Source organism: Pseudomonas sp. Pf153, from assembly GCF_001269775.1.
GTDB lineage: Bacteria > Pseudomonadota > Gammaproteobacteria > Pseudomonadales > Pseudomonadaceae > Aquipseudomonas > Aquipseudomonas uvaldensis.
The window spans coordinates 67594-87565 of the sequence record NZ_LHVL01000025.1 but is presented as its reverse complement, the minus strand read 5'-3'; the positions used below and the strand labels follow the sequence as shown (position 1 = coordinate 87565).

The window sequence follows — 19972 nt, the reverse complement described above, 5'->3', positions numbered from 1 at the left end:
AGCTTAAGCTTGAGTTGCGTACTTGGCCAGACGAGGGTCGTTTTTCAGCACGGCCAGGGTATTGGTATGCACGTCTTCCGCGGTCACGTCAGCCTTGTTGAAGATTTGCTGGAAGTGCTCGTGGGTGACGGCGGAGAAATGCGCACGGTCTTCCGGTGCCACGCCCAACACCACGGCGTAGGTGGTCAGCGCTTCGCCCTGCCCCTTGGCCATGTCTTCGGACAGTTCGTTCATCATGCCATTCATGGCCAGCCAGGACTTGCCGCCGTAGGTCAGTGCGGCGTTGGTGGAGCAGCCGTTGGTACCGGATGTCATGCCGAAGGTGGCGTTGCCGGAGGTGCCGTTGGTGGTAGATGCCAGGAAGTGAGCCGGAGTGCCACGCTGACCTTCGAACAGCATGTTGCCCCAGCCGCAATCCGGGCCGCCCGGCGCCTGAGCCATGGCGTTGAGGGATACAGCGGTGAAGAGAGTACCGAGAAGAATCCGTTTCATAGCTATGTTCTCTTTTATGTGCATACCAATGGACAGGTCTGGCCCGTGGCGGTTGAGCCGTGTGCCAGTGGGCCGGTTATTGTTCCAGCCGCGCAGTTTGGAGTTTAGGCACGATCCGCGGGTTCCGTGACATTTTGCAAAAACTATCTTCCCAGTCATGAATTTACCGGCGCCGACCCAGGGGGAGCCTCTTGACTATGCTTTGACCTGAGGCGCTCCTTGCCAGTGCGGTACGCGCAGCGCCAGAATGCCGTTATCTGCCCCGCCTGATGTAAGGAAGCCCGATGCCTGATCCTGTTGCTGCCAGCTTGCGTCTAGCGCCCGAAGCGCTGACCCGTCCGTTTTCCGCTGAACAGTTCAGCTTCTCTACCACCAATGATCTGGAGCCCTTCCGCGGTGTGCTTGGCCAGGAGCGTGCGGTCGAAGCATTGCAGTTCGGCGTGGCTATGCCGCGCCCCGGTTACAACGTATTTGTCATGGGTGAACCCGGCACCGGCCGGTTTTCGTTCGTCAAGCGCTATCTCAAGGCCGAAGGCAAGCGCATGCAGACCCCGGCCGATTGGGTCTATGTCAATAATTTCGACGAACCCCGCGAGCCTCGGGCCCTGGAGCTGCCTTCCGGCACTGCCGGCGCTTTCATCGCCGACATCAACGGCCTGATCGACAACCTGCTGGCGACTTTTCCGGCGGTGTTCGAGCATCCGTCCTACCAGCAGAAAAAAAGTGCGATCGACCGTGCCTTCAACCAGCGCTACGACCGCGCCCTCGACGTGATCGAGCGCCTGGCATTGGAGAAGGATGTCGCGTTGTACCGCGACAGCAGCAATATCGCCTTTACCCCAATGAGCGAAGGCAAGGCCCTGGATGAGGCGGAGTTCGCCCAACTGCCGGAGGCTGATCGCGAACGTTTCCATGACGACATCTCCGGTCTGGAAGAGCGCCTGAACGAAGAGCTCGCCAGCCTGCCGCAGTGGAAACGCGAGTCCAACAACCAACTGCGCCAGCTCAACGAAGAAACCATCACCCTGGCCCTGCAGCCGTTGCTGGCGCCACTGTCTGAAAAATATGCGGAGAACGCGGCGGTCTGCGGTTATCTGCAGGCGATGCAGGTCAATTTGCTCAGGACGGTGGTCGAGCAACTGGTGGACGACAGCAAGAGCGATGCCGTCGCCCGCAAGCTGCTGGAGGAGCAATACGCGCCAAGCCTGGTGGTCGGGCATCCAGCCAGTGGCGGGGCTCCGGTGGTGTTCGAGCCGCACCCTACCTATGACAATCTGTTCGGGCGCATCGAATACAGCACGGACCAGGGCGCGCTCTACACCACCTACCGGCAGTTGCGTCCCGGCGCCTTGCACCGGGCCAATGGCGGCTTCCTGATTCTGGAAGCGGAAAAGATGCTGGGCGAGCCGTTCGTGTGGGATGCGCTCAAGCGCGCCCTGCAATCGCGCAAGTTGAAAATGGAGTCGCCCCTGGGTGAGCTGGGACGACTGGCGACGGTGACCCTGACGCCGCAGCACATTCCACTGCAGGTCAAAGTGGTGATCATCGGCGCTCGCCAGCTCTACTACGCCCTGCAAGACCTGGATTCGGATTTCCAGGAAATGTTTCGCGTGCTGGTGGACTTCGACGAAGACATTCCCATGGGCGACGAAAGCCTGGAGCAGTTCGCCCAGTTGCTCAAGACCCGCACCTCGGAAGAGGGCATGGCGCCGCTGACCGCTGATGCAGTGGCGCGCCTGGCGACCTACAGTGCGCGCCTGGCCGAACACCAGGGACGCCTGTCGGCGCGCATCGGCGATCTGTTCCAGCTGGTCAGCGAGGCGGACTTCATCCGCCAGTTGGCTGGCGACGAGATGACCGACGCCGGCCATATCGAGCGTGCCCTCAAGGCCAAGGCCACCCGCACCGGGCGTGTCTCGGCGCGAATCCTCGACGACATGCTGGCGGGGATCATCCTGATCGACACCGATGGCGCCGCCGTGGGCAAATGCAACGGGCTGACGGTACTGGAAGTGGGGGATTCGGCGTTCGGTGTGCCGGCCCGGATTTCCGCGACGGTGTATCCGGGCGGCAGCGGTATCGTCGACATCGAGCGTGAGGTCAACCTCGGCCAGCCGATCCACTCAAAAGGCGTGATGATCCTCACGGGCTATCTGGGCAGCCGCTACGCCCAGGAATTCCCGCTGGCGATTTCGGCCAGCATTGCTTTGGAACAGTCCTACGGCTATGTCGATGGCGACAGCGCTTCGCTGGGCGAGGCTTGCACCCTGATCTCCGCCTTGTCGAAGACGCCGCTGAAACAGTGCTTCGCCATCACCGGTTCGATCAACCAGTTCGGTGAGGTGCAGGCCGTGGGTGGGGTCAACGAGAAGATCGAGGGCTTCTTCCGCCTCTGCGAGGCCCGCGGGCTGACCGGCGAGCAAGGGGCGATCATTCCCCAGGCCAACGTCGCCACCCTGATGCTCGATGAAAAAGTATTGGCCGCCGTGCGGGCAGGGCAGTTCCACGTTTACGCGGTGCGCCAGGCGGACGAGGCCCTGAGCCTGCTGGTAGGTGAGCCCGCCGGTGAGCCGGATGAAAACGGTGAATTCCCTGAAGGCAGTGTCAATGCCCGGGTCGTGGAGCGGTTGCGAGTGATTGCCGAAATGGTCAGCGAGGAGGACATCAAGGAGGCGGAAAAGGAACTGGCGCAGCAGGCCCTGGCAGAGGCCAAGCCGGCCTGACCCTGGATTTCATTGTGGGAGCGAGCAGGTTCGCTCCCACAATGGTTCTGTGATTGAATTCTGCTGCGATCAGGTGAAAAAAAGACGCCACTTTGGCGTCAATATCCACACTATGACCATTCGGCGCATTCTGGTCTCGGTGCGCTTGCGAGCGGAACTTTTCTTCTATTCTCAGTTCAAGGATAACGAGAGCCATCATCGGATCGAACCAGCCTTTGCAGGCTGAAATACCGTATCACTGAGGGGCGCCGCCATGTCGCGCAACCTTTGTCTCACCCGTCAATGCCTGGGACTGGTCACCCGTATCGAATGCGCTATCCGCCCGCTGGCGGGCGATAACGGCATGTGGACCTTGCTCTTCGCCGCCGGAATGGCCGGCGAACAACCTTCCGCCCTCAAGGCCCAAGGCCCTTTTCCCGGTCCGAACGCCGCTGAATCCATCCTTGACAGTATCGTGCAAAGCCTGACGTTGCACGGCTATAAGTTGGCCGATGACCCGCAGATCTGGTGCCTGCACATGCAAGCCCAATTGCGTGAGATCAACGGCGGGCGCAGTCGCAGCGGCGGCAGCTTTGAGTTCCGCCCGCCCCATTGATGATCCTCGACGGGGGCTGAGCATTGATTCGAAGGCGTGGCCAGGGAGGGGCGGGCGTTTGTGAGGGCCAGGGCGGCTGATATACTCGCCGCCATTTAAGCCCTGGTGTGAGATTCAATGGAACGCTTTATCGAAAATGCAATGTATGCCTCCCGTTGGTTGCTGGCGCCGATCTATTTCGGGTTGTCCCTGGGTTTGCTGGCCCTGGCGCTGAAATTCTTTCAGGAAGTCTTCCACGTCATCCCTAACGTGTTCTCCATGGCCGAGTCCGACCTGATCCTCGTGTTGCTGTCGTTGATCGACATGGCGCTGGTGGGCGGCCTGCTGGTGATGGTGATGATTTCCGGCTATGAGAACTTCGTCTCGCAGCTGGACATTGATTCCGATAAGGAAAAGCTCAACTGGCTTGGCACCATGGACTCTTCTTCGCTGAAGATGAAGGTCGCGGCCTCCATTGTGGCGATTTCCTCCATCCACCTGCTGCGCATCTTCATGGATGCTCAGAACATCGATGCCGAGCACTTGATGTGGTATGTGATCATCCACATGACCTTCGTGGTGTCGGCCTTCGCCATGGGGTATCTGGACAAGCTGACCAAGCATTGAGGTCCGCGCAACGGCCCGCCTGCCTGGCTCGCGGGCGGGCGTTGCCGTTTCCGGCGGAGCGCTTTGGTGAACGAGCGCCTCATCCGTCGCGGCATCTGTGCTAGTCTGCTCGCCCTTTTTGGTTCCGGACGCCCCGGGAGGGGCTGTGTCACGCACGGCCTTATTCCGAGCCGTCCCCACAGCGGAGCAGTACCATGTCCGAAGTTAACCTGTCCACCGACGAAACCCGCGTCAGCTACGGCATTGGCCGTCAGTTGGGCGACCAGCTGCGCGACAACCCGCCACCGGGCGTCAGCCTGGACGCGATCCTGGCTGGCCTGACCGACGCTTTTGCCGGCAAGCCGAGCCGTGTGGGCCAGGAAGAAATGTCCGCCAGCTTCAAGGTCATCCGCGAAATCATGCAGGCCGAAGCAGCCGCCAAGGCTGAAGCCGCTGCTGGCGCCGGTCGTGCTTTCCTGGCTGAAAACGCCAAGCGTGAAGGCATCACCACCCTGGCTTCGGGCCTGCAATTCGAAGTGCTGACCCAGGGCGAAGGCGCCAAGCCGACCCGTGAAGACCAGGTGCGTACCCACTACCACGGCACGCTGATCGACGGCACCGTGTTCGACAGCTCCTACGATCGTGGCCAGCCAGCCGAATTCCCGGTTGGCGGCGTGATCCCGGGCTGGACCGAAGCGCTGCAACTGATGAACACCGGCAGCAAATGGCGCCTGTACGTGCCGAGCGAGCTGGCTTACGGCGCTCAAGGCGTTGGCAGCATCCCGCCGCACAGCGTACTGGTGTTCGACGTCGAACTGCTGGACGTTCTGTAAGACTTGCCGATCCGGTAAACCTGTGGGAGCGGACTTGCTCGCGAAAGCGGTGTGCTATTCAGCGAAGATGTTGAATGTGCCGACCTCTTCGCGAGCAAGCCCGCTCCCACATGACCTCTGCGTTCATCCGTGGAACCTGCCGCTGAAATCACTCGTCGGGCGCAACGCCCGGGCATAGCAGAACAGGAACAGGTTGCGCACCAGTTCCTTGAGCACCGTCGGCTCGCTGGAATTGAGACTGGTGAGGTCCAGATCCCCCTGGTCCTGTAGTTCGTTCAGGGCGTCTTCTTCTATCACAGCGCAGACTTCCCCGGTTTCCCGATGCAGAATCCTGAGATAGGGATGTGGGCGGTCCAGCCAGGCATCGATCAAATAAGTCATGGTGCTCATCTCCTTGATGGGTTCGATGAGAATAATTCTTATTCGCTAAATAGCAAGGCTCTATTTGTGTTCCGAATTTTTTTCGGACGATGGGTTGTGGCTGCTAAAACCGCAGGCATCGCTCGGGTGCGCGGAAACGCGGGCTGAAACGGGTAAGGTGTGGCGCCATCCCACGCTGGGCGCGGGATGGAATCACTGATGAATCAGACTTTTCTGACGAACTCGGATTTGAGCTTCATCGGACCGATGCCATCGATCTTGCAGTCGATGTCGTGGTCGCCATCGCACAGGCGGATGTTCTTGACCTTGGTGCCCACCTTGACCACCAACGACGTGCCCTTGACCTTGAGGTCCTTGATCACAGTGATGGTGTCGCCGTCCTGCAGGACGTTGCCGACCGAATCCTTTTTCACCGTGTCCTCGGACGCCGCCTCAGCTTCACCGCTGGCGGACCATTCGTGGGCACACTCCGGGCAGACCAGCTGGGTGCCGTCTTCGTAGGTGTATTCAGAATTGCATTTCGGGCAGGGAGGCAACGTGCTCACTAAGGTTCCTTGAGTGTCAGGAGGGCAAAAGGGCGCACATTATATAAGGTTTTGCGAAGGGAAGGGCAGGCATGACTCTCTAAATGTGGGAGCGGGTCGCTCCCACAGAGTACTTTGTTGCAATCAGTGAGTGCGAGCCACCGCAAACTCGCTCAGCTCAACCAGTGCATCACGGTATTCGCTGGCCGGCAGGGCATCGAGGCATTTGATGGCGCGGGCAACATAGTCGCGAGCGAGTTTCGCGGTGTATTCCAGCGAGCCGGACGCTTCGACCGCTACGCGAATGCTTTCCAGGTCTTCGATCCCGCCTTTCTGGATGGCCTGGCGTACCAGCGCCGCCTGTTCCGGCGTGCCTTCGCGCATGGTGTAGATCAGCGGCAGGGTCGGCTTGCCTTCGGCCAGGTCGTCTCCGACGTTCTTGCCCAGGGTTTCGGCATCACCCTTGTAGTCCAGCAAGTCGTCCACCAGTTGGAAGGCCACGCCCAGGTGATCGCCAAAGGTGCGCAGCGCTTCGCTCTGTTCGGCGGTGGCGCCGGCCAGGGCAGCCGCGCTGTGGGTGGAGGCTTCGAAGAGCATCGCGGTCTTGCCGCGGATGACCTCCATGTACGTTTCTTCGGTGGTGCTGGCGTCGCGCACCTTGGACAACTGAAGGACTTCGCCCTCGGCAATGATGCGGGTCGCCTGGGACAGAATCTTCATGACCGGCATCGAGCCCAGCTCGACCATCATCTCGAACGAGCGCGAGTACAGGAAGTCGCCCACCAGGACGCTCGGCGCGTTGCCCCACATGGCATTGGCGGTCGAGCGGCCACGGCGCATGCCGGACATGTCGACCACGTCATCGTGCAGCAGGGTCGCGGTGTGCAGGAACTCGATGGTGGCGGCCAGCAGGCGCAGATCGTCGCCTTCGCGGCCCAGGGCCTTGCCGCACAAAAGCACCAATAAAGGACGCAGGCGCTTGCCGCCAGCCGAGGTGATATAGTCGCCGATCTTCGAGACCAGCGGCACTCGGGAAGTCAGCTGCTTCTTGATGATGCCGTCGACGGCACTAAAATCGTCCGCCACTGCGCGGTAGAAAGCTTGGGGTTGCATCAGCGACAGGCGCTCCAGAAGGGTTGCGCGGCATGCTAGGACCCATGTCCGGGGCTGTCAAGGCACGATGGACGGCTACTTGCAAGGCTCCGTTGGCTTGCGTACAATCGCGCACCCTGAACTTCCTGGGCAGCACCTGCCTTACGCAATTGCATCCCGGGCCTTCCAGCCCATGCAGCCATGCCAGCCAATACCTTTTTCTATAAAGCGCTGGGTGAGCAGGATTATCGGAGAAATACCATGTCGTACGCAGTAATCGTTACTGGTGGCAAGCAATACAAGGTCGCCCCAGGTGAATACCTGAAGATCGAAAAACTGGAAGTCGCCACCGGCGAATCCGTGACTTTTGATCGTGTTCTGTTGGTCGCCAATGGTGACGACGTGAATATCGGCGCTCCAGTCGTTGCTGGCGCTACCGTTGTGGCTGAAGTGATCTCCCAAGGTCGTCACGATAAAGTCCGCATCATCAAGTTCCGTCGTCGTAAGCACCACATGAAGCGTATGGGCCACCGCCAGTGGTACACCGAGATCAAAATCACCGGTATTCAGGCTTAATTTCAGCCTAATTCCTCACTAGGAGAATTGAACTCATGGCACACAAAAAAGCTGGTGGTAGTACCCGTAACGGTCGCGACTCAGAAGCCAAACGCCTTGGCGTGAAGATGTATGGCGGCCAGGCTATCAAAGCAGGCAACATCATCGTGCGTCAGCGCGGCACCCAATTCCACGCTGGCTACGGCGTGGGCATGGGCAAGGATCACACCCTCTTCGCTAAAATCGAAGGCGTGATCAAGTTCGAAGTAAAAGGCGCCTTCGGTCGTCGTTACGTAAGCGTTATCGCAGCTTAATTGCGAGCTCGCTGGAAAAGCCCTGTCTTGCGACGGGGCTTTTTCGTTTGTGGGGTGAGTCTCTTGCAAAGCTGTTTGTATGGGCTGTCGGCGCTGCAATTGGGGCGTGAATCAGGCCGCTGCGCTCATTTTTGCAAGAGTCTTATGTCTTGTTTTTTCGGCTCGTCCATATGACGAGAGGCGTGTGTCATGAAATTTGTTGATGAAGTATCGATTCGAGTAAAGGCGGGCGACGGCGGCAATGGCTGCATGAGTTTCCGTCGGGAAAAATTCATTGAAAACGGCGGTCCGAACGGTGGTGACGGCGGCGACGGCGGCTCGATCTTCATGGTCGCCGACGAAAACCTCAATACCCTGGTGGATTACCGTTACACCCGGCACTTCGATGCCGAGCGTGGTTCCAATGGCGGCAGCACCGACTGCACCGGCAAAAAGGGCGAGGATCTGATCCTGCGCGTGCCAGTGGGTACCACGGTGATCGACTCCGCCACCCAGGAGGTCATTGGTGATCTGACCAAGCCGGGCCAGCGCTTGCTGGTGGCCCAAGGGGGGTGGCATGGCCTGGGTAACACCCGTTTCAAGTCCAGTACCAACCGTGCGCCGCGCCAGACCACGCCAGGCAAGCCAGGCGAGCAGCGTGACCTGAAGCTGGAAATGAAAGTGCTGGCCGACGTGGGGCTGTTGGGTCTGCCGAACGCGGGCAAGAGTACGTTCATTCGCTCGGTTTCGGCTGCCAAGCCCAAGGTTGCCGACTACCCGTTCACCACCCTGGTGCCAAACCTGGGCGTGGTCAGTGTCGATCGCTGGAAAAGTTTTGTGATCGCGGATATTCCAGGTCTGATCGAAGGTGCTTCCGATGGTGCGGGCCTGGGGATTCGCTTCCTCAAGCATTTGTCCCGCACTCGCCTGTTGCTGCACCTCGTGGACATGGCGCCTCTGGATGAAAGCAATCCCGCCGATGCCGCCGAAGTGATCGTCAGTGAGCTGGCCAAATTCAGTCCGGCCCTGGTCGAGCGGGATCGTTGGCTGGTGCTGAACAAATGTGACCAGATCCTTGAGGAAGAGCACGAGGAGCGGGTCAAGGAAATCGTCGACAGGCTGGAGTGGGACGGTCCGGTTTACGTGATCTCGGCCATTGCCAAGGAAGGTACCGAGCGTCTGTGCCATGACATCATGCGTTATCTGGAAGACCGCGCCGACCGGCTGGCCAATGATCCTGTCTACAAGGAAGAATTGGCTGAGCTCGACCAGCGTATCGAAGACGAAGCGCGTGCGCAGTTGCAGGCGCTGGATGACCAGCGTGCCTTGCGTCGCAGTGGCGTGAAGTCGGTCCATGACATCGGTGATGATGATTGGGATGAAGAAGACGTGGATGACGAGGACGGTCCGGAAATCATTTACGTACGCGACTGACATCAAAGGTGTGCCTGGCTCCTGTGGGGGCGAGGCTTGCCCGCGATGACAGTATATCTGGCGAGGCGCGGTGTTATCATCGCAGTCAGCCGGTTCCCAGGCGCCGCTCATTCGAGCGGCGTTTTGGTATCTGTAGAACGCAAATACGAATAATCCCATGGGCGGCGCTGGGTCGCGCCGTTCGCTGGCAAAGGTTGAAGAAAATGCGGAGCAAGGTGACGGGTGCGCGGCGTTGGGTCGTGAAGATCGGCAGCGCACTGCTGACGGCGGATGGCAAGGGGCTGGACCGCAAAGCTATGGCGGTGTGGGTCGAGCAGATGGTGGCCTTGCATGAGGCTGGCGTCGAGCTGGTATTGGTCTCTTCGGGGGCGGTGGCGGCTGGCATGAGTCGCCTGGGCTGGACGTCGCGACCCAGCGCGATGCACGAATTGCAGGCCGCCGCTGCCATCGGCCAGATGGGGTTGGTGCAGGCCTGGGAGTCCAGCTTTGCCGAGCATGGGCGCCATACGGCACAGATCCTGCTGACCCATGATGACCTGTCCGACCGCAAGCGCTACCTCAATGCCCGTAGCACTTTGCGTGCGTTGGTGGAGTTGAAGGTCATTCCGGTGATCAACGAGAACGACACCGTGGTCACCGACGAAATCCGTTTCGGCGATAACGATACCCTGGCTGCGCTGGTGGCGAACCTGGTGGAGGCGGATTTGCTGGTGATCCTCACGGATCGCGATGGCATGTTCGACGCCGATCCGCGCTCCAATCCCGATGCCAATCTGATCTACGAAGCCCGCGCCGACGACCCGGCGCTGGATGCGGTGGCTGGCGGTACCGGTGGTGCCTTGGGTCGCGGCGGTATGCAGACCAAGCTGCGTGCAGCGCGGCTGGCGGCGCGCTCCGGGGCGCATACCATTATTGTCGGTGGACGTCTGGAGCGGGTGCTGGATCGCCTGAAAGCGGGCGAGCGCATCGGTACGCTGTTGTCGCCTGAGCGTGGCATGCTTGCCGCTCGCAAGCAGTGGCTGGCGGGGCACCTGCAAACCCGTGGCACGTTGGTGTTGGATGCTGGTGCCGTGTCGGCGCTGTCTCAGGGCAATAAAAGCCTGCTGCCGGTGGGGGTGAAGCTGGTCCAGGGTAGCTTCCGTCGTGGCGAAATGGTGGTTTGCGTGGCGCCGGATGGTCGTGAGATCGCTCGTGGCCTGGCCAACTACAGCGCTCTGGAAGCGCAGAAAATCATCGGCCAGTCGTCAGATGCGATTGTTGGCCTGTTGGGCTACATGGCTGAGCCGGAACTGGTTCATCGTGACAACCTGATTCTCGTCTAAGGAAAATTCATGGGTGTGGCAAAAGGATTGATCGGCTTGCTGCTGGCGTTGCCGCTGCTGGCCTCGGCCGAGGAAATCGGCCAGGTGTCGACGGTATTCAAATTCGTCGGGCCGAACGACCGGATCGTGGTCGAGGCGTTCGACGATCCCAAGGTGGATGGGGTGACCTGCTACCTGTCGCGGGCCAAGACCGGCGGTGTAAAGGGTGGATTGGGCTTGGCGGAGGATCGTGCCGAGGCGTCCATTGCCTGTCGCCAGGTCGGGCCGATCAGTTTCAAGGGCGAGCTCAAGGACGGTGAGGAAGTCTTCCGGGAGCGCACGTCGCTGGTGTTCAAGACCATGCAAGTGGTGCGTTTTCTCGACAAGAAGCGCAATACGCTGGTGTATCTGGTCTACAGCGACCGGGTGATCGAAGGCAGTCCGCAGAATGCGGTGACGGCTATTCCGATTTTGCCGTGGGCTCGCGCTCAATAGTCAGAATATAAATAAACCTGTGGGAGCAAGCCTTGCTCCCACAGGTTAAATCGCAGGCAATAAAAAACCGACCCTGGGGTCGGTTTTTTAACGAGCGTGTCGCTTAGGCAGCAGCGGCAACGTTCAGGGCCTTTACGTGGCCATTCAGGCGGCTCTTATGGCGAGCAGCCTTGTTCTTGTGGATGATGCCTTTATCGGCCATGCGGTCGATAACAGGCACAGCCAGAACGTAAGCAGCTTGGGCTTTTGCAGCGTCTTTTGCGTCGATGGCCTTGACTACGTTTTTGATGTAGGTACGAACCATGGAACGCAGGCTGGCGTTGTGGCTGCGACGCTTCTCAGCCTGTTTTGCACGTTTTTTGGCGGAAGGTGAGTTGGCCACCGTCGAGCTCCTCGAAAGACTTTTTGGGAAATAGCAAACAAAATAGGCCGCGAATCATGCCGATGAGTTGAGGTCTTGTCAAGGGCGGGTGACGCGTTCCGCTGAATGGCAGGTACGGCGCACCGGATGATTTCTTTCCGGCGTGCGACCTGTAAACTCGCGGGCTTTGGCGCTGTGCTGTTGGCGGCGCGGAGTATCGCACAAGTGGGCGCGTAGTTCGCCTGCTGTTTATCGACAGGCAAGAACTCTTTTCATGAATCTGCTCAAATCGTTGGCCGCCGTCAGCTCTATCACGATGCTTTCCCGTGTCCTGGGGTTCGTTCGCGATACGTTGATCGCACGGATCTTCGGTGCCGGGATGGCCACTGACGCCTTCTTCATCGCCTTCAAGTTGCCCAACCTGCTGCGCCGGATTTTCGCCGAAGGGGCCTTTTCCCAGGCTTTCGTGCCGATCCTGGCGGAATACAAAAGCCAGAAGGGCGACGAGGCGACTCGCACCTTCATTGCCTACGTCAGCGGTTTGCTGACCCTGGTGCTGGCGTTTGTCACGGCGGCCGGCATGCTCGCCGCGCCCTGGGTGATCTGGGCGACGGCGCCGGGGTTCACCAACACCCCGGAAAAATTCCAACTCACCAGTGACCTGTTGCGGGTGACCTTTCCTTATATATTGCTGATCTCCCTGTCGTCCTTGGCTGGCGCGATCCTCAATACCTGGAACCGTTTCTCGGTGCCGGCGTTCGTGCCGACCCTGCTCAATGTCAGCATGATTGTATTTGCGGTGTTCCTGACGCCGTATTTCAATCCGCCGGTGATGGCCCTGGGGTGGGCGGTGCTGGTGGGCGGGTTGGCGCAACTGCTGTATCAACTGCCTTATCTGAAAAAGATTGGCATGCTGGTGCTGCCACGGTTGAATCTGCGCGACAGCGGCGTCTGGCGGGTACTCAAGCAGATGTTGCCAGCGATCCTTGGCGTTTCGGTAAGTCAGATTTCCCTGATCATCAACACGATTTTCGCCTCGTTCCTGGTGGCCGGCTCGGTGTCGTGGATGTATTACGCCGACCGCCTGATGGAGTTGCCGTCCGGGGTTCTGGGCGTAGCGCTCGGCACGATCCTGCTGCCGACCCTGGCCAAGACCTACGCCAGCCAGGATCGCCAGGAATACTCGCGCATTCTCGATTGGGGCCTGCGGCTGTGTTTCGTGCTGGTGCTGCCGTGTGCCCTGGCGCTCGGGATCCTGGCCGAGCCCCTGACCGTTTCACTGTTCCAGTATGGCCAGTTCAATGCGTTCGATGCCGCCATGACCCAGCGGGCCTTGATCGCTTATTCGGTGGGGCTGCTCGGGATCATACTGATCAAGGTGTTGGCGCCAGGCTTCTATGCCCAGCAGAACATCCGCACGCCGGTGAAGATCGCCATTTTCACCCTGGTGATGACCCAGTTGTTCAACCTGTTACTGATCGGTCCGCTGGCTCACGCCGGCTTGGCCTTGGCGATCAGCATCGGTGCCTGCCTCAACGCAGGCCTACTGTTTTACCAGTTGCGCAGGCAGAAGATGTATCAGCCGCAACCGGGGTGGGGCAAGTTTGGTCTCAAGCTGCTGGTGGCCGTGGGGGTGATGTCGGCGGTCCTGCTCGCGGGAATGTATTTCATGCCGGCCTGGGGTGGGGGGCAGATGCTGGAACGTTTCCTGCGCCTGGGCCTGCTGGTTGTGGCCGGTGTAGTGGCATATTTCGGCATGTTGCTGCTGCTGGGGTTCCGTCTGCGGGACTTCAATCGCAAGGCCTTGAGCTGACGACGGGCCGCGGGCGGGTAGCGGTTTTGTCGGTTCGATCACTTTGGGTTACGGTGTTGCCTGTCGTTGGCCGTCGGGTGTGGTTATAATCGGCCACTTTATGAGCAAGAAGCGCGTTATGCAGCTGGTTCGAGGCCTCCACAACCTGCGTCCCCGGCATCGGGGCTGTGTCGCCACCATTGGCAACTTCGACGGTGTTCACCGTGGCCACCAGGCTATCCTGGCGCGGTTGCGTGAGCGTGCGCTGGAGTTGGGCCTGCCCAGCTGCGTGGTGATCTTCGAGCCGCAGCCCCGGGAATTCTTTGCCCCGGACACTGCGCCGGCCCGTCTGGCCCGGTTGCGGGACAAATTGCAGTTGCTGGCTGCCGAAGGCATCGACCGGGTCCTGTGCCTGGCCTTCAACCAACGGCTGAGCCAGCTCAGCGCGGCCGACTTTGTCGAGACCATCTTGGTGGACGGTCTTGGCATCAAGCATCTGGAGGTCGGTGACGACTTCCGTTTCGGTTGCGACCGGGCAGGGGATTTCACGTACTTGCAGCAGGCCGGTATCGCCCATGGCTTCACTGTCGAAGCGGCGCAGACCGTCGAGATTGATGGCTTGCGAGTCAGCAGCACCCAGGTTCGCAACGCCCTGGCGGCCGCCGATTTCGCATTGGCCGAACGCTTGCTCGGGCGGCCTTACCGGATCGCGGGACGGATCCTGCACGGGCAGAAGCTGGCGCGCCAGTTGGGAACGCCGACTGCCAACGTGCAACTCAAGCGCCGTCGCGTGCCATTGACCGGTGTGTACCTGGTAAGTGTCGAAATCGACGGCAAAACCTGGCCCGGTGTCGCCAATATCGGCGTACGCCCCACGGTCCAGGGAGATGGCAAGGCCCATCTCGAAGTACATGTTCTGGATTTTGCCGGCGATCTGTATGACCGGCGTTTGACGGTGGTTTTCCACCATAAGCTGCGTGAAGAGCAGCGTTTTGCCTCTCTGGAGGCGCTCAAGACGGCGATCCATGCCGATATCGCCGCCGCCCGTGCCCTTGTCGCAACCAGCGCCAATCGCTAATGAAGAGCCTTAAATGACCGACTATAAAGCCACGCTAAACCTTCCGGACACCGCCTTCCCAATGAAGGCCGGCCTGCCTCAGCGCGAACCACAGATTCTGCAGCGTTGGGACAGCATTGGCCTGTACGGAAAGTTGCGCGAGATTGGCAAGGATCGTCCGAAGTTCGTCCTGCACGACGGCCCTCCGTACGCCAACGGCACCATTCACATCGGTCACGCGCTGAACAAGATTCTCAAGGACATGATCGTTCGCTCCAAGACCCTGTCGGGTTTTGATGCGCCTTATGTCCCGGGCTGGGATTGCCACGGCCTGCCGATCGAGCACAAGGTGGAAGTGACCCACGGCAAGAACCTGGGCGCGGAGAAGACCCGCGAGCTGTGCCGTGCCTACGCCACCGAGCAGATCGAAGGGCAGAAGTCCGAATTCATCCGCCTCGGCGTACTGGGCGACTTCGCCAACCCGTACAAAACCATGGATTTCAAGAACGAAGCCGGCGAAATCCGTGCCCTGGCGAAAATCGTCGAGGGCGGCTTCGTGTTCAAGGGCCTCAAGCCGGTGAACTGGTGCTTCGATTGCGGTTCGGCCCTGGCCGAGGCGGAAGTCGAGTACGAGAACAAGAAGTCGTCGACCATCGACGTGGCGTTCCCGATCGCCGACGAAGACAAGCTCGCCAGTGCTTTCGGCCTGGGCAAGCTGAGCAAGCCGGCCGCCATCGTGATCTGGACTACCACCCCGTGGACCATTCCGGCCAACCAGGCGCTGAATGTCCATCCGGAGTTCAACTATGCCTTGGTTGACGTGGGCGACAAGCTGCTGGTGCTGGCCGAAGAGCTTGTCGAATCCTGCCTGACCCGCTATGGCCTGGAAGGCTCGGTGCTGGCCACTGCGCCGGGTTCGGCGCTGGAGCTCATCAATTTCCGTCATCCGTTCTATGACCGCCTGTCGCCGGTGTACCTGGCCGACTACGTGGAGCTGGGTGCGGGCACGGGTGTGGTTCACTCCGCGCCGGCCTATGGCGTGGACGACTTCGTGACCTGCAAGAAGTACGGCATGGTCAACGACGACATCCTCAATCCGGTCCAGAGCAACGGCGTATACGTGCCGTCCCTGGAATTCTTCGGTGGCCAGTTCATCTGGAAAGCCAACCCGGCCATCGTCGACAAACTGACTGAAGTCGGCGCGCTGCTGCACACCACTGTTATCGAACACAGCTACATGCACTGCTGGCGCCACAAGACTCCGCTGATCTACCGCGCCACCGCGCAGTGGTTCATCGGCATGGACAAGCAGCCCACCAGCGGCGAAACCCTGCGTCAGCGCTCGCTCAAGGCCATCGAAAACACCAGGTTCGTTCCGGCCTGGGGCCAGGCGCGCCTGCACTCGATGATCGCCAACCGTCCGGACTGGTGCATCTCCCGCCAGCGCAACTGGGGCGTGCCGATTCCGTTCTTCCTGAACAAGGAAAGCGGCGAGCTGCACCCGCGCACCGTCGAGCTGATGGAAGAAGTGGCCAAGCGCGTCGAAGCCGAGGGCATCGAGGCCTGGTTCAAGCTGGACGCCGCCGAGCTGTTGGGCGATGAAGCGCCGCTGTACGACAAGATCAGCGACACCCTGGACGTCTGGTTCGACTCCGGTACCACCCACTGGCACGTGCTGCGCGGCTCGCACCCGATGGGCCACGAGGCCGGCCCGCGTGCCGACCTTTACCTGGAAGGTTCGGACCAGCATCGGGGCTGGTTCCATTCGTCCTTGCTGACCGGTTGCGCCATTGATGAGCATGCGCCGTACCGCGAACTGCTGACCCATGGTTTCACCGTGGACGAGGCCGGCCGCAAGATGTCCAAGTCCTTGGGCAACGTGATTGCGCCGCAGAAAGTCAACGACACCCTGGGCGCCGACATCATGCGCCTGTGGGTCGCGTCCACCGACTATTCGGGCGAGATGGCGGTTTCCGAGCAGATCCTGCAGCGCAGTGCCGACGCCTACCGGCGTATCCGCAATACCGCGCGCTTCCTGCTCTCGAACCTGACCGGCTTCAACCCGGCCACCGACCTGCTGCCGGCCGAGGACATGCTCGCCCTGGACCGCTGGGCCGTGGATCGTACCCTGCTGCTGCAACGCGAATTGCAGGAGCACTACGGCGAATACCGCTTCTGGAACGTCTACTCCAAGATCCACAATTTCTGCGTGCAGGAGCTGGGTGGTTTCTACCTCGACATCATCAAGGATCGCCAGTACACCACCGGCGCCAACAGCAAGGCCCGTCGTTCATGCCAGACCGCGCTGTTCCACATCAGCGAGGCGCTGGTGCGCTGGATCGCGCCGATCCTGGCGTTCACTGCCGATGAGCTGTGGGAATACCTGCCGGGCGAGCGCAACGAATCGGTGATGCTCAACACCTGGTACGAAGGACTGACCGAATTGCCGCAAGGTTTCGAGCTGGACCGTGCCTATTGGGACCGGATCATGTCGGTCAAGGCCGCGGTCAACAAGGAAATGGAAATCCAGCGTGCGGCCAAGGCCGTAGGTGGCAGCCTGCAGGCCGAAGTGACCCTCTATGCCGAAGAGGCTTTGGCCACCGACCTGGCCAAGTTGGGTAACGAGCTGCGCTTCGTATTGATCACCTCCACCGCCAGTGTCGCCCCGTTGGTACAGGCACCGGTCGATGCGGTGGTCACTGAAGTGGCCGGCCTGAAGCTCAAGGTGGTCAAGTCGAGCTTCGTCAAGTGCGCCCGTTGCTGGCATTGCCGCGAAGACGTCGGCGTGAACCCGGAGCATCCGGAAATTTGCGGTCGTTGCGTCGATAACATCAGCGGCAGCGGTGAGGTTCGCCACTATGCCTAATGCAGCAGGCCGTTTCGGACGGCTGAGCTGGCTCTGGTTGAGCGTGCTGGTACTGGTCATCGACCAGGCCAGCAAGTTCTACTTCGAAAGCTCGCTGACCCTGTACCAGCAGATCGTGGTCATTCCCGACTACTTCAGCTGGACCCTGGCCTACAACACTGGCGCGGCCTTCAGCTTCCTGGCCGACAGTTCGGGCTGGCAGCGCTGGCTCTTTGCACTGATCGCGATAGCGGTCAGCGGTGTGCTGGTGGTCTGGCTCAAGCGGCTGGGTCGCAACGAAACCTGGCTGGCCGTGGCGCTGGCCCTGGTGCTGGGTGGCGCGCTGGGCAATCTCTACGACCGCATTGTCCTGGGCCACGTGATCGATTTTATCCTGGTGCATTGGCAGAACCGCTGGTATTTCCCGGCGTTCAACTTTGCCGACAGCGCCATCACCGTGGGCGCCGTGATGCTCGCGCTGGATATGTTCAAGAGCAAGAAAACCGGAGAAGCCGTCCATGACTGAGCAGCGCATCGCTCAAAACACTGAAGTGAAACTTCACTTCGCCCTGCACCTGGAAAACGGCGACACCGTCGACAGCACCTTCGACAAGGCCCCGGCCGTGTTCAAGGTCGGTGATGGCAACCTGCTGCCAGGCTTCGAAGCGGCGATCTTCGGTTTCAAGGCCGGTGACAAGCGCACCGTAGTCGTTGCGCCGGAAAACGCCTTTGGTCAGCCCAACCCGCAGAACGTGCAGACCATGCCACGCTCTCAGTTCCAGGACATGGAGCTGTCCGAAGGCCTGCTGGTGATTTTCAACGACGCCGCCAATACCGAACTGCCGGGCGTGGTGAAGGCATTTGACGACGCCCAGGTGACCGTGGACTTCAACCACCCGCTGGCGGGCAAGACCTTGAACTTCGAAGTGGAAATCCTCGACGTCAAGGCGGTTTAAGCACTGTTCGATTGGCTGTGTGGGCGAGCCTGTGGGAGCAAGGCTTGCCCGCGATGCAGGCGACACGTTTCAACTGAAGGATCGTGTCATCGTTCATCGCGAGCAAGCTTTGCTCCCACAGATTCGCTCCCAAATGAGATACCCATTGTTCCTGGCAAGTGATCAGTCCTTGCGCAAGACACGAGGCACAGCATGCAAATCAAACTCGCCAACCCCCGTGGCTTCTGCGCCGGGGTGGACCGGGCGATCGAAATCGTCAACCGCGCCCTGGAAGTCTTCGGGCCGCCCATCTATGTGCGCCATGAAGTGGTCCACAACAAATTCGTCGTCGAAGACCTGCGCAGTCGCGGGGCCATTTTCGTCGAGGAGCTGGACCAGGTGCCGGATGATGTCATCGTGATTTTCAGTGCCCACGGGGTTTCCCAGGCCGTGCGGACCGAAGCCGCTGGCCGTGGCCTGAAGGTGTTCGACGCGACCTGCCCGCTGGTGACCAAGGTACATATCGAAGTGGCCCGCTACAGCCGCGACGGCCGTGAATGCATTCTGATTGGCCACGAAGGGCACCCGGAAGTCGAAGGCACCATGGGGCAGTACGACGCCAGCAATGGCGGTGCGATCTACCTGGTCGAGGATGAGGAAGACGTGGCGGCCTTGCAGGTGCGTAACCCGGAAAAACTGGCCTTCGTCACCCAGACCACCTTGTCGATGGATGACACCAGCCGCGTGATCGACGCCCTGCGTACGCGCTTCCCGGCTATTGGCGGGCCGCGCAAGGATGATATCTGCTACGCCACCCAGAACCGTCAGGATGCGGTCAAGCAATTGGCCGACGAGTGCGATGTCGTACTGGTGGTCGGTAGCCCGAACAGTTCCAACTCCAACCGCTTGCGTGAGCTGGCCGAGCGCATGGGGACGCCGGCGTACCTGATCGACGGTGCCGAGGACATGCAACGCAGCTGGTTCGAGGGCGTCGAGCACATCGGTATTACCGCCGGTGCTTCAGCACCGGAGGTGTTGGTGCGTGGCGTGATCCAGCAATTGCAGGCCTGGGGCGCCACCGGGGCCGACGAGCTGGCCGGTCGCGAGGAAAACATCACCTTTTCCATGCCCAAGGAACTACGGGTCCGCTCCCTCCTTTAACTCGCATAGCGCCTGCTCGGCCTCCTTGCTGCGCAGGCTGACGCGCCCGGTACGCGACAGCACCACCTGGTGGTGGCTGACCGGCTGGTGTTTCGCGCAAATGTGTAGAGTGCCCGCTTGAAACGCGCCACTGGGCAGCAGCGCCTGCCCATGACCGGCGAACCTCACCGAATGCTTCACCGCCCAGTTGCCGATGATGCGAGCACCGCTGCTGCGCTGTATCAGCAACGCCTGGTCATCTCCGTCCTGGATGATTTGCCACCCTTGGCTCCAATCGTTGTCTATTCCTTTGATCGCCACCGTTTGGTTGCGTGTGATGGCTTCGCTTCGTGCGGTACGCAAGCCGCTGGCCAACAGGCGGGCGGCTTCCTTGCGCTCGATGGACTCGATGAGGGCTTTGTAGCCGGATCCAGCCCATGGCAGAACAATCGCGGCAATTGCCAGTCCCATGAGCAGTTCGATCAGACTGAAGCCCTGTTGGTGCATGGCGTCTCCTCCCTGGAGAGCGTGGAACGGCG

21 protein-coding genes are annotated in these 19972 nt (G+C 60.5%); 15 read left to right on the top strand and 6 right to left on the bottom strand.

Annotated elements, in window-relative coordinates; translation table 11 throughout:
• Positions 1-3 precede the first annotated feature (3 nt).
• Complete coding sequence (locus AD666_RS15810; protein ID WP_053153656.1) at positions 4-492, bottom strand: DUF3015 domain-containing protein; 489 nt, start codon at positions 490-492, stop codon at positions 4-6.
• 284 nt (positions 493-776) lie between these two features.
• Here AD666_RS15810 and AD666_RS15805 point away from each other — a divergent pair, with 284 nt between their 5' ends.
• From AD666_RS15805 to AD666_RS15790, 4 genes are all read left to right on the top strand, one after another.
• A complete protein-coding gene (locus AD666_RS15805) occupies positions 777-3215 on the top strand; it encodes a Lon protease family protein (protein WP_053153653.1) in 2439 nt (812 codons plus the stop codon).
• 253 nt (positions 3216-3468) lie between these two features.
• A complete protein-coding gene (locus AD666_RS15800; RefSeq protein WP_053153650.1) occupies positions 3469-3810 on the top strand; it encodes a hypothetical protein in 342 nt (113 codons plus the stop codon).
• Between the two features lie 117 nt (positions 3811-3927).
• On the top strand, positions 3928-4416 hold the full coding sequence (locus AD666_RS15795) for a TIGR00645 family protein (protein ID WP_053153647.1): 489 nt from the start codon (positions 3928-3930) through the stop codon (positions 4414-4416).
• 194 nt (positions 4417-4610) lie between these two features.
• Entirely contained in the window at positions 4611-5228 is a 618-nt protein-coding gene (locus tag AD666_RS15790; protein WP_053153644.1) for an FKBP-type peptidyl-prolyl cis-trans isomerase, read from the top strand.
• Positions 5229-5351: 123 nt separating this feature from the next.
• On the opposite strand, the gene AD666_RS15785 is transcribed toward AD666_RS15790, so the two are convergent.
• The 3 genes from AD666_RS15785 to AD666_RS15775 form a co-directional block, all read right to left on the bottom strand.
• Complete coding sequence (locus AD666_RS15785; RefSeq protein ID WP_053153642.1) at positions 5352-5609, bottom strand: hypothetical protein; 258 nt, start codon at positions 5607-5609, stop codon at positions 5352-5354.
• Positions 5610-5812: 203 nt separating this feature from the next.
• Positions 5813-6154 (bottom strand): zinc ribbon domain-containing protein YjdM, encoded by a 342-nt coding sequence (locus tag AD666_RS15780; protein WP_053153639.1) that lies wholly within the window; start codon positions 6152-6154, stop codon positions 5813-5815.
• A 123-nt stretch (positions 6155-6277) separates the two neighbouring features.
• Positions 6278-7246 (bottom strand): polyprenyl synthetase family protein, encoded by a 969-nt coding sequence (locus AD666_RS15775; RefSeq protein ID WP_053153636.1) that lies wholly within the window; start codon positions 7244-7246, stop codon positions 6278-6280.
• A gap of 240 nt (positions 7247-7486) precedes the next feature.
• Between AD666_RS15775 and rplU the strand changes: the two genes are divergently transcribed.
• The 5 genes from rplU to AD666_RS15750 all read left to right on the top strand — a co-directional run bounded on the left by rplU (position 7487) and on the right by AD666_RS15750 (position 11303).
• Positions 7487-7801, top strand: a complete 315-nt coding sequence (rplU, locus tag AD666_RS15770) for a 50S ribosomal protein L21 (RefSeq protein WP_007950961.1) — start codon at positions 7487-7489, stop codon at positions 7799-7801.
• A 35-nt stretch (positions 7802-7836) separates the two neighbouring features.
• Positions 7837-8094, top strand: coding sequence for a 50S ribosomal protein L27 (rpmA, locus tag AD666_RS15765; RefSeq protein WP_053153633.1), 258 nt, complete (start codon positions 7837-7839; stop codon positions 8092-8094).
• Positions 8095-8283: 189 nt separating this feature from the next.
• Positions 8284-9507 (top strand): Obg family GTPase CgtA, encoded by a 1224-nt coding sequence (gene cgtA, locus AD666_RS15760; protein WP_053153630.1) that lies wholly within the window; start codon positions 8284-8286, stop codon positions 9505-9507.
• A 203-nt stretch (positions 9508-9710) separates the two neighbouring features.
• Positions 9711-10829 carry a glutamate 5-kinase gene (proB, locus tag AD666_RS15755; RefSeq protein WP_053153626.1) on the top strand — a complete coding sequence of 373 codons (1119 nt, stop codon included), beginning with the start codon at positions 9711-9713 and terminating at the stop codon, positions 10827-10829.
• 9 nt (positions 10830-10838) lie between these two features.
• Complete coding sequence (locus tag AD666_RS15750; RefSeq protein ID WP_053153624.1) at positions 10839-11303, top strand: CreA family protein; 465 nt, start codon at positions 10839-10841, stop codon at positions 11301-11303.
• Between the two features lie 103 nt (positions 11304-11406).
• Here the strand turns inward: AD666_RS15750 and rpsT are convergent, their stop codons facing one another.
• Positions 11407-11685 (bottom strand): 30S ribosomal protein S20, encoded by a 279-nt coding sequence (gene rpsT / locus AD666_RS15745; RefSeq protein ID WP_007970922.1) that lies wholly within the window; start codon positions 11683-11685, stop codon positions 11407-11409.
• A gap of 253 nt (positions 11686-11938) precedes the next feature.
• Here rpsT and murJ point away from each other — a divergent pair, with 253 nt between their 5' ends.
• From murJ to ispH, 6 genes are all read left to right on the top strand, one after another.
• On the top strand, positions 11939-13477 hold the full coding sequence (gene murJ / locus AD666_RS15740; RefSeq protein WP_053153621.1) for a murein biosynthesis integral membrane protein MurJ: 1539 nt from the start codon (positions 11939-11941) through the stop codon (positions 13475-13477).
• Between the two features lie 118 nt (positions 13478-13595).
• Complete coding sequence (ribF, locus tag AD666_RS15735; protein WP_053153618.1) at positions 13596-14534, top strand: bifunctional riboflavin kinase/FAD synthetase; 939 nt, start codon at positions 13596-13598, stop codon at positions 14532-14534.
• A 13-nt stretch (positions 14535-14547) separates the two neighbouring features.
• Positions 14548-17379, top strand: a complete 2832-nt coding sequence (gene ileS / locus AD666_RS15730; RefSeq protein WP_053153615.1) for an isoleucine--tRNA ligase — start codon at positions 14548-14550, stop codon at positions 17377-17379.
• Entirely contained in the window at positions 17372-17884 is a 513-nt protein-coding gene (lspA, locus tag AD666_RS15725; RefSeq protein ID WP_053153612.1) for a signal peptidase II, read from the top strand. Before ileS ends, lspA begins: the two co-directional genes overlap by 8 nt.
• Positions 17877-18314 carry an FKBP-type peptidyl-prolyl cis-trans isomerase gene (gene fkpB / locus AD666_RS15720; protein ID WP_053153609.1) on the top strand — a complete coding sequence of 146 codons (438 nt, stop codon included), beginning with the start codon at positions 17877-17879 and terminating at the stop codon, positions 18312-18314. Before lspA ends, fkpB begins: the two co-directional genes overlap by 8 nt.
• A 192-nt stretch (positions 18315-18506) precedes the next feature.
• A complete protein-coding gene (gene ispH / locus AD666_RS15715; protein ID WP_053153606.1) occupies positions 18507-19454 on the top strand; it encodes a 4-hydroxy-3-methylbut-2-enyl diphosphate reductase in 948 nt (315 codons plus the stop codon).
• Here the strand turns inward: ispH and AD666_RS15710 are convergent.
• On the bottom strand, positions 19431-19940 hold the full coding sequence (locus AD666_RS15710; protein WP_053153603.1) for a GspH/FimT family pseudopilin: 510 nt from the start codon (positions 19938-19940) through the stop codon (positions 19431-19433). The two genes, ispH and AD666_RS15710, sit on opposite strands and share 24 nt — an antisense overlap.
• Positions 19941-19972 lie beyond the last annotated feature (32 nt).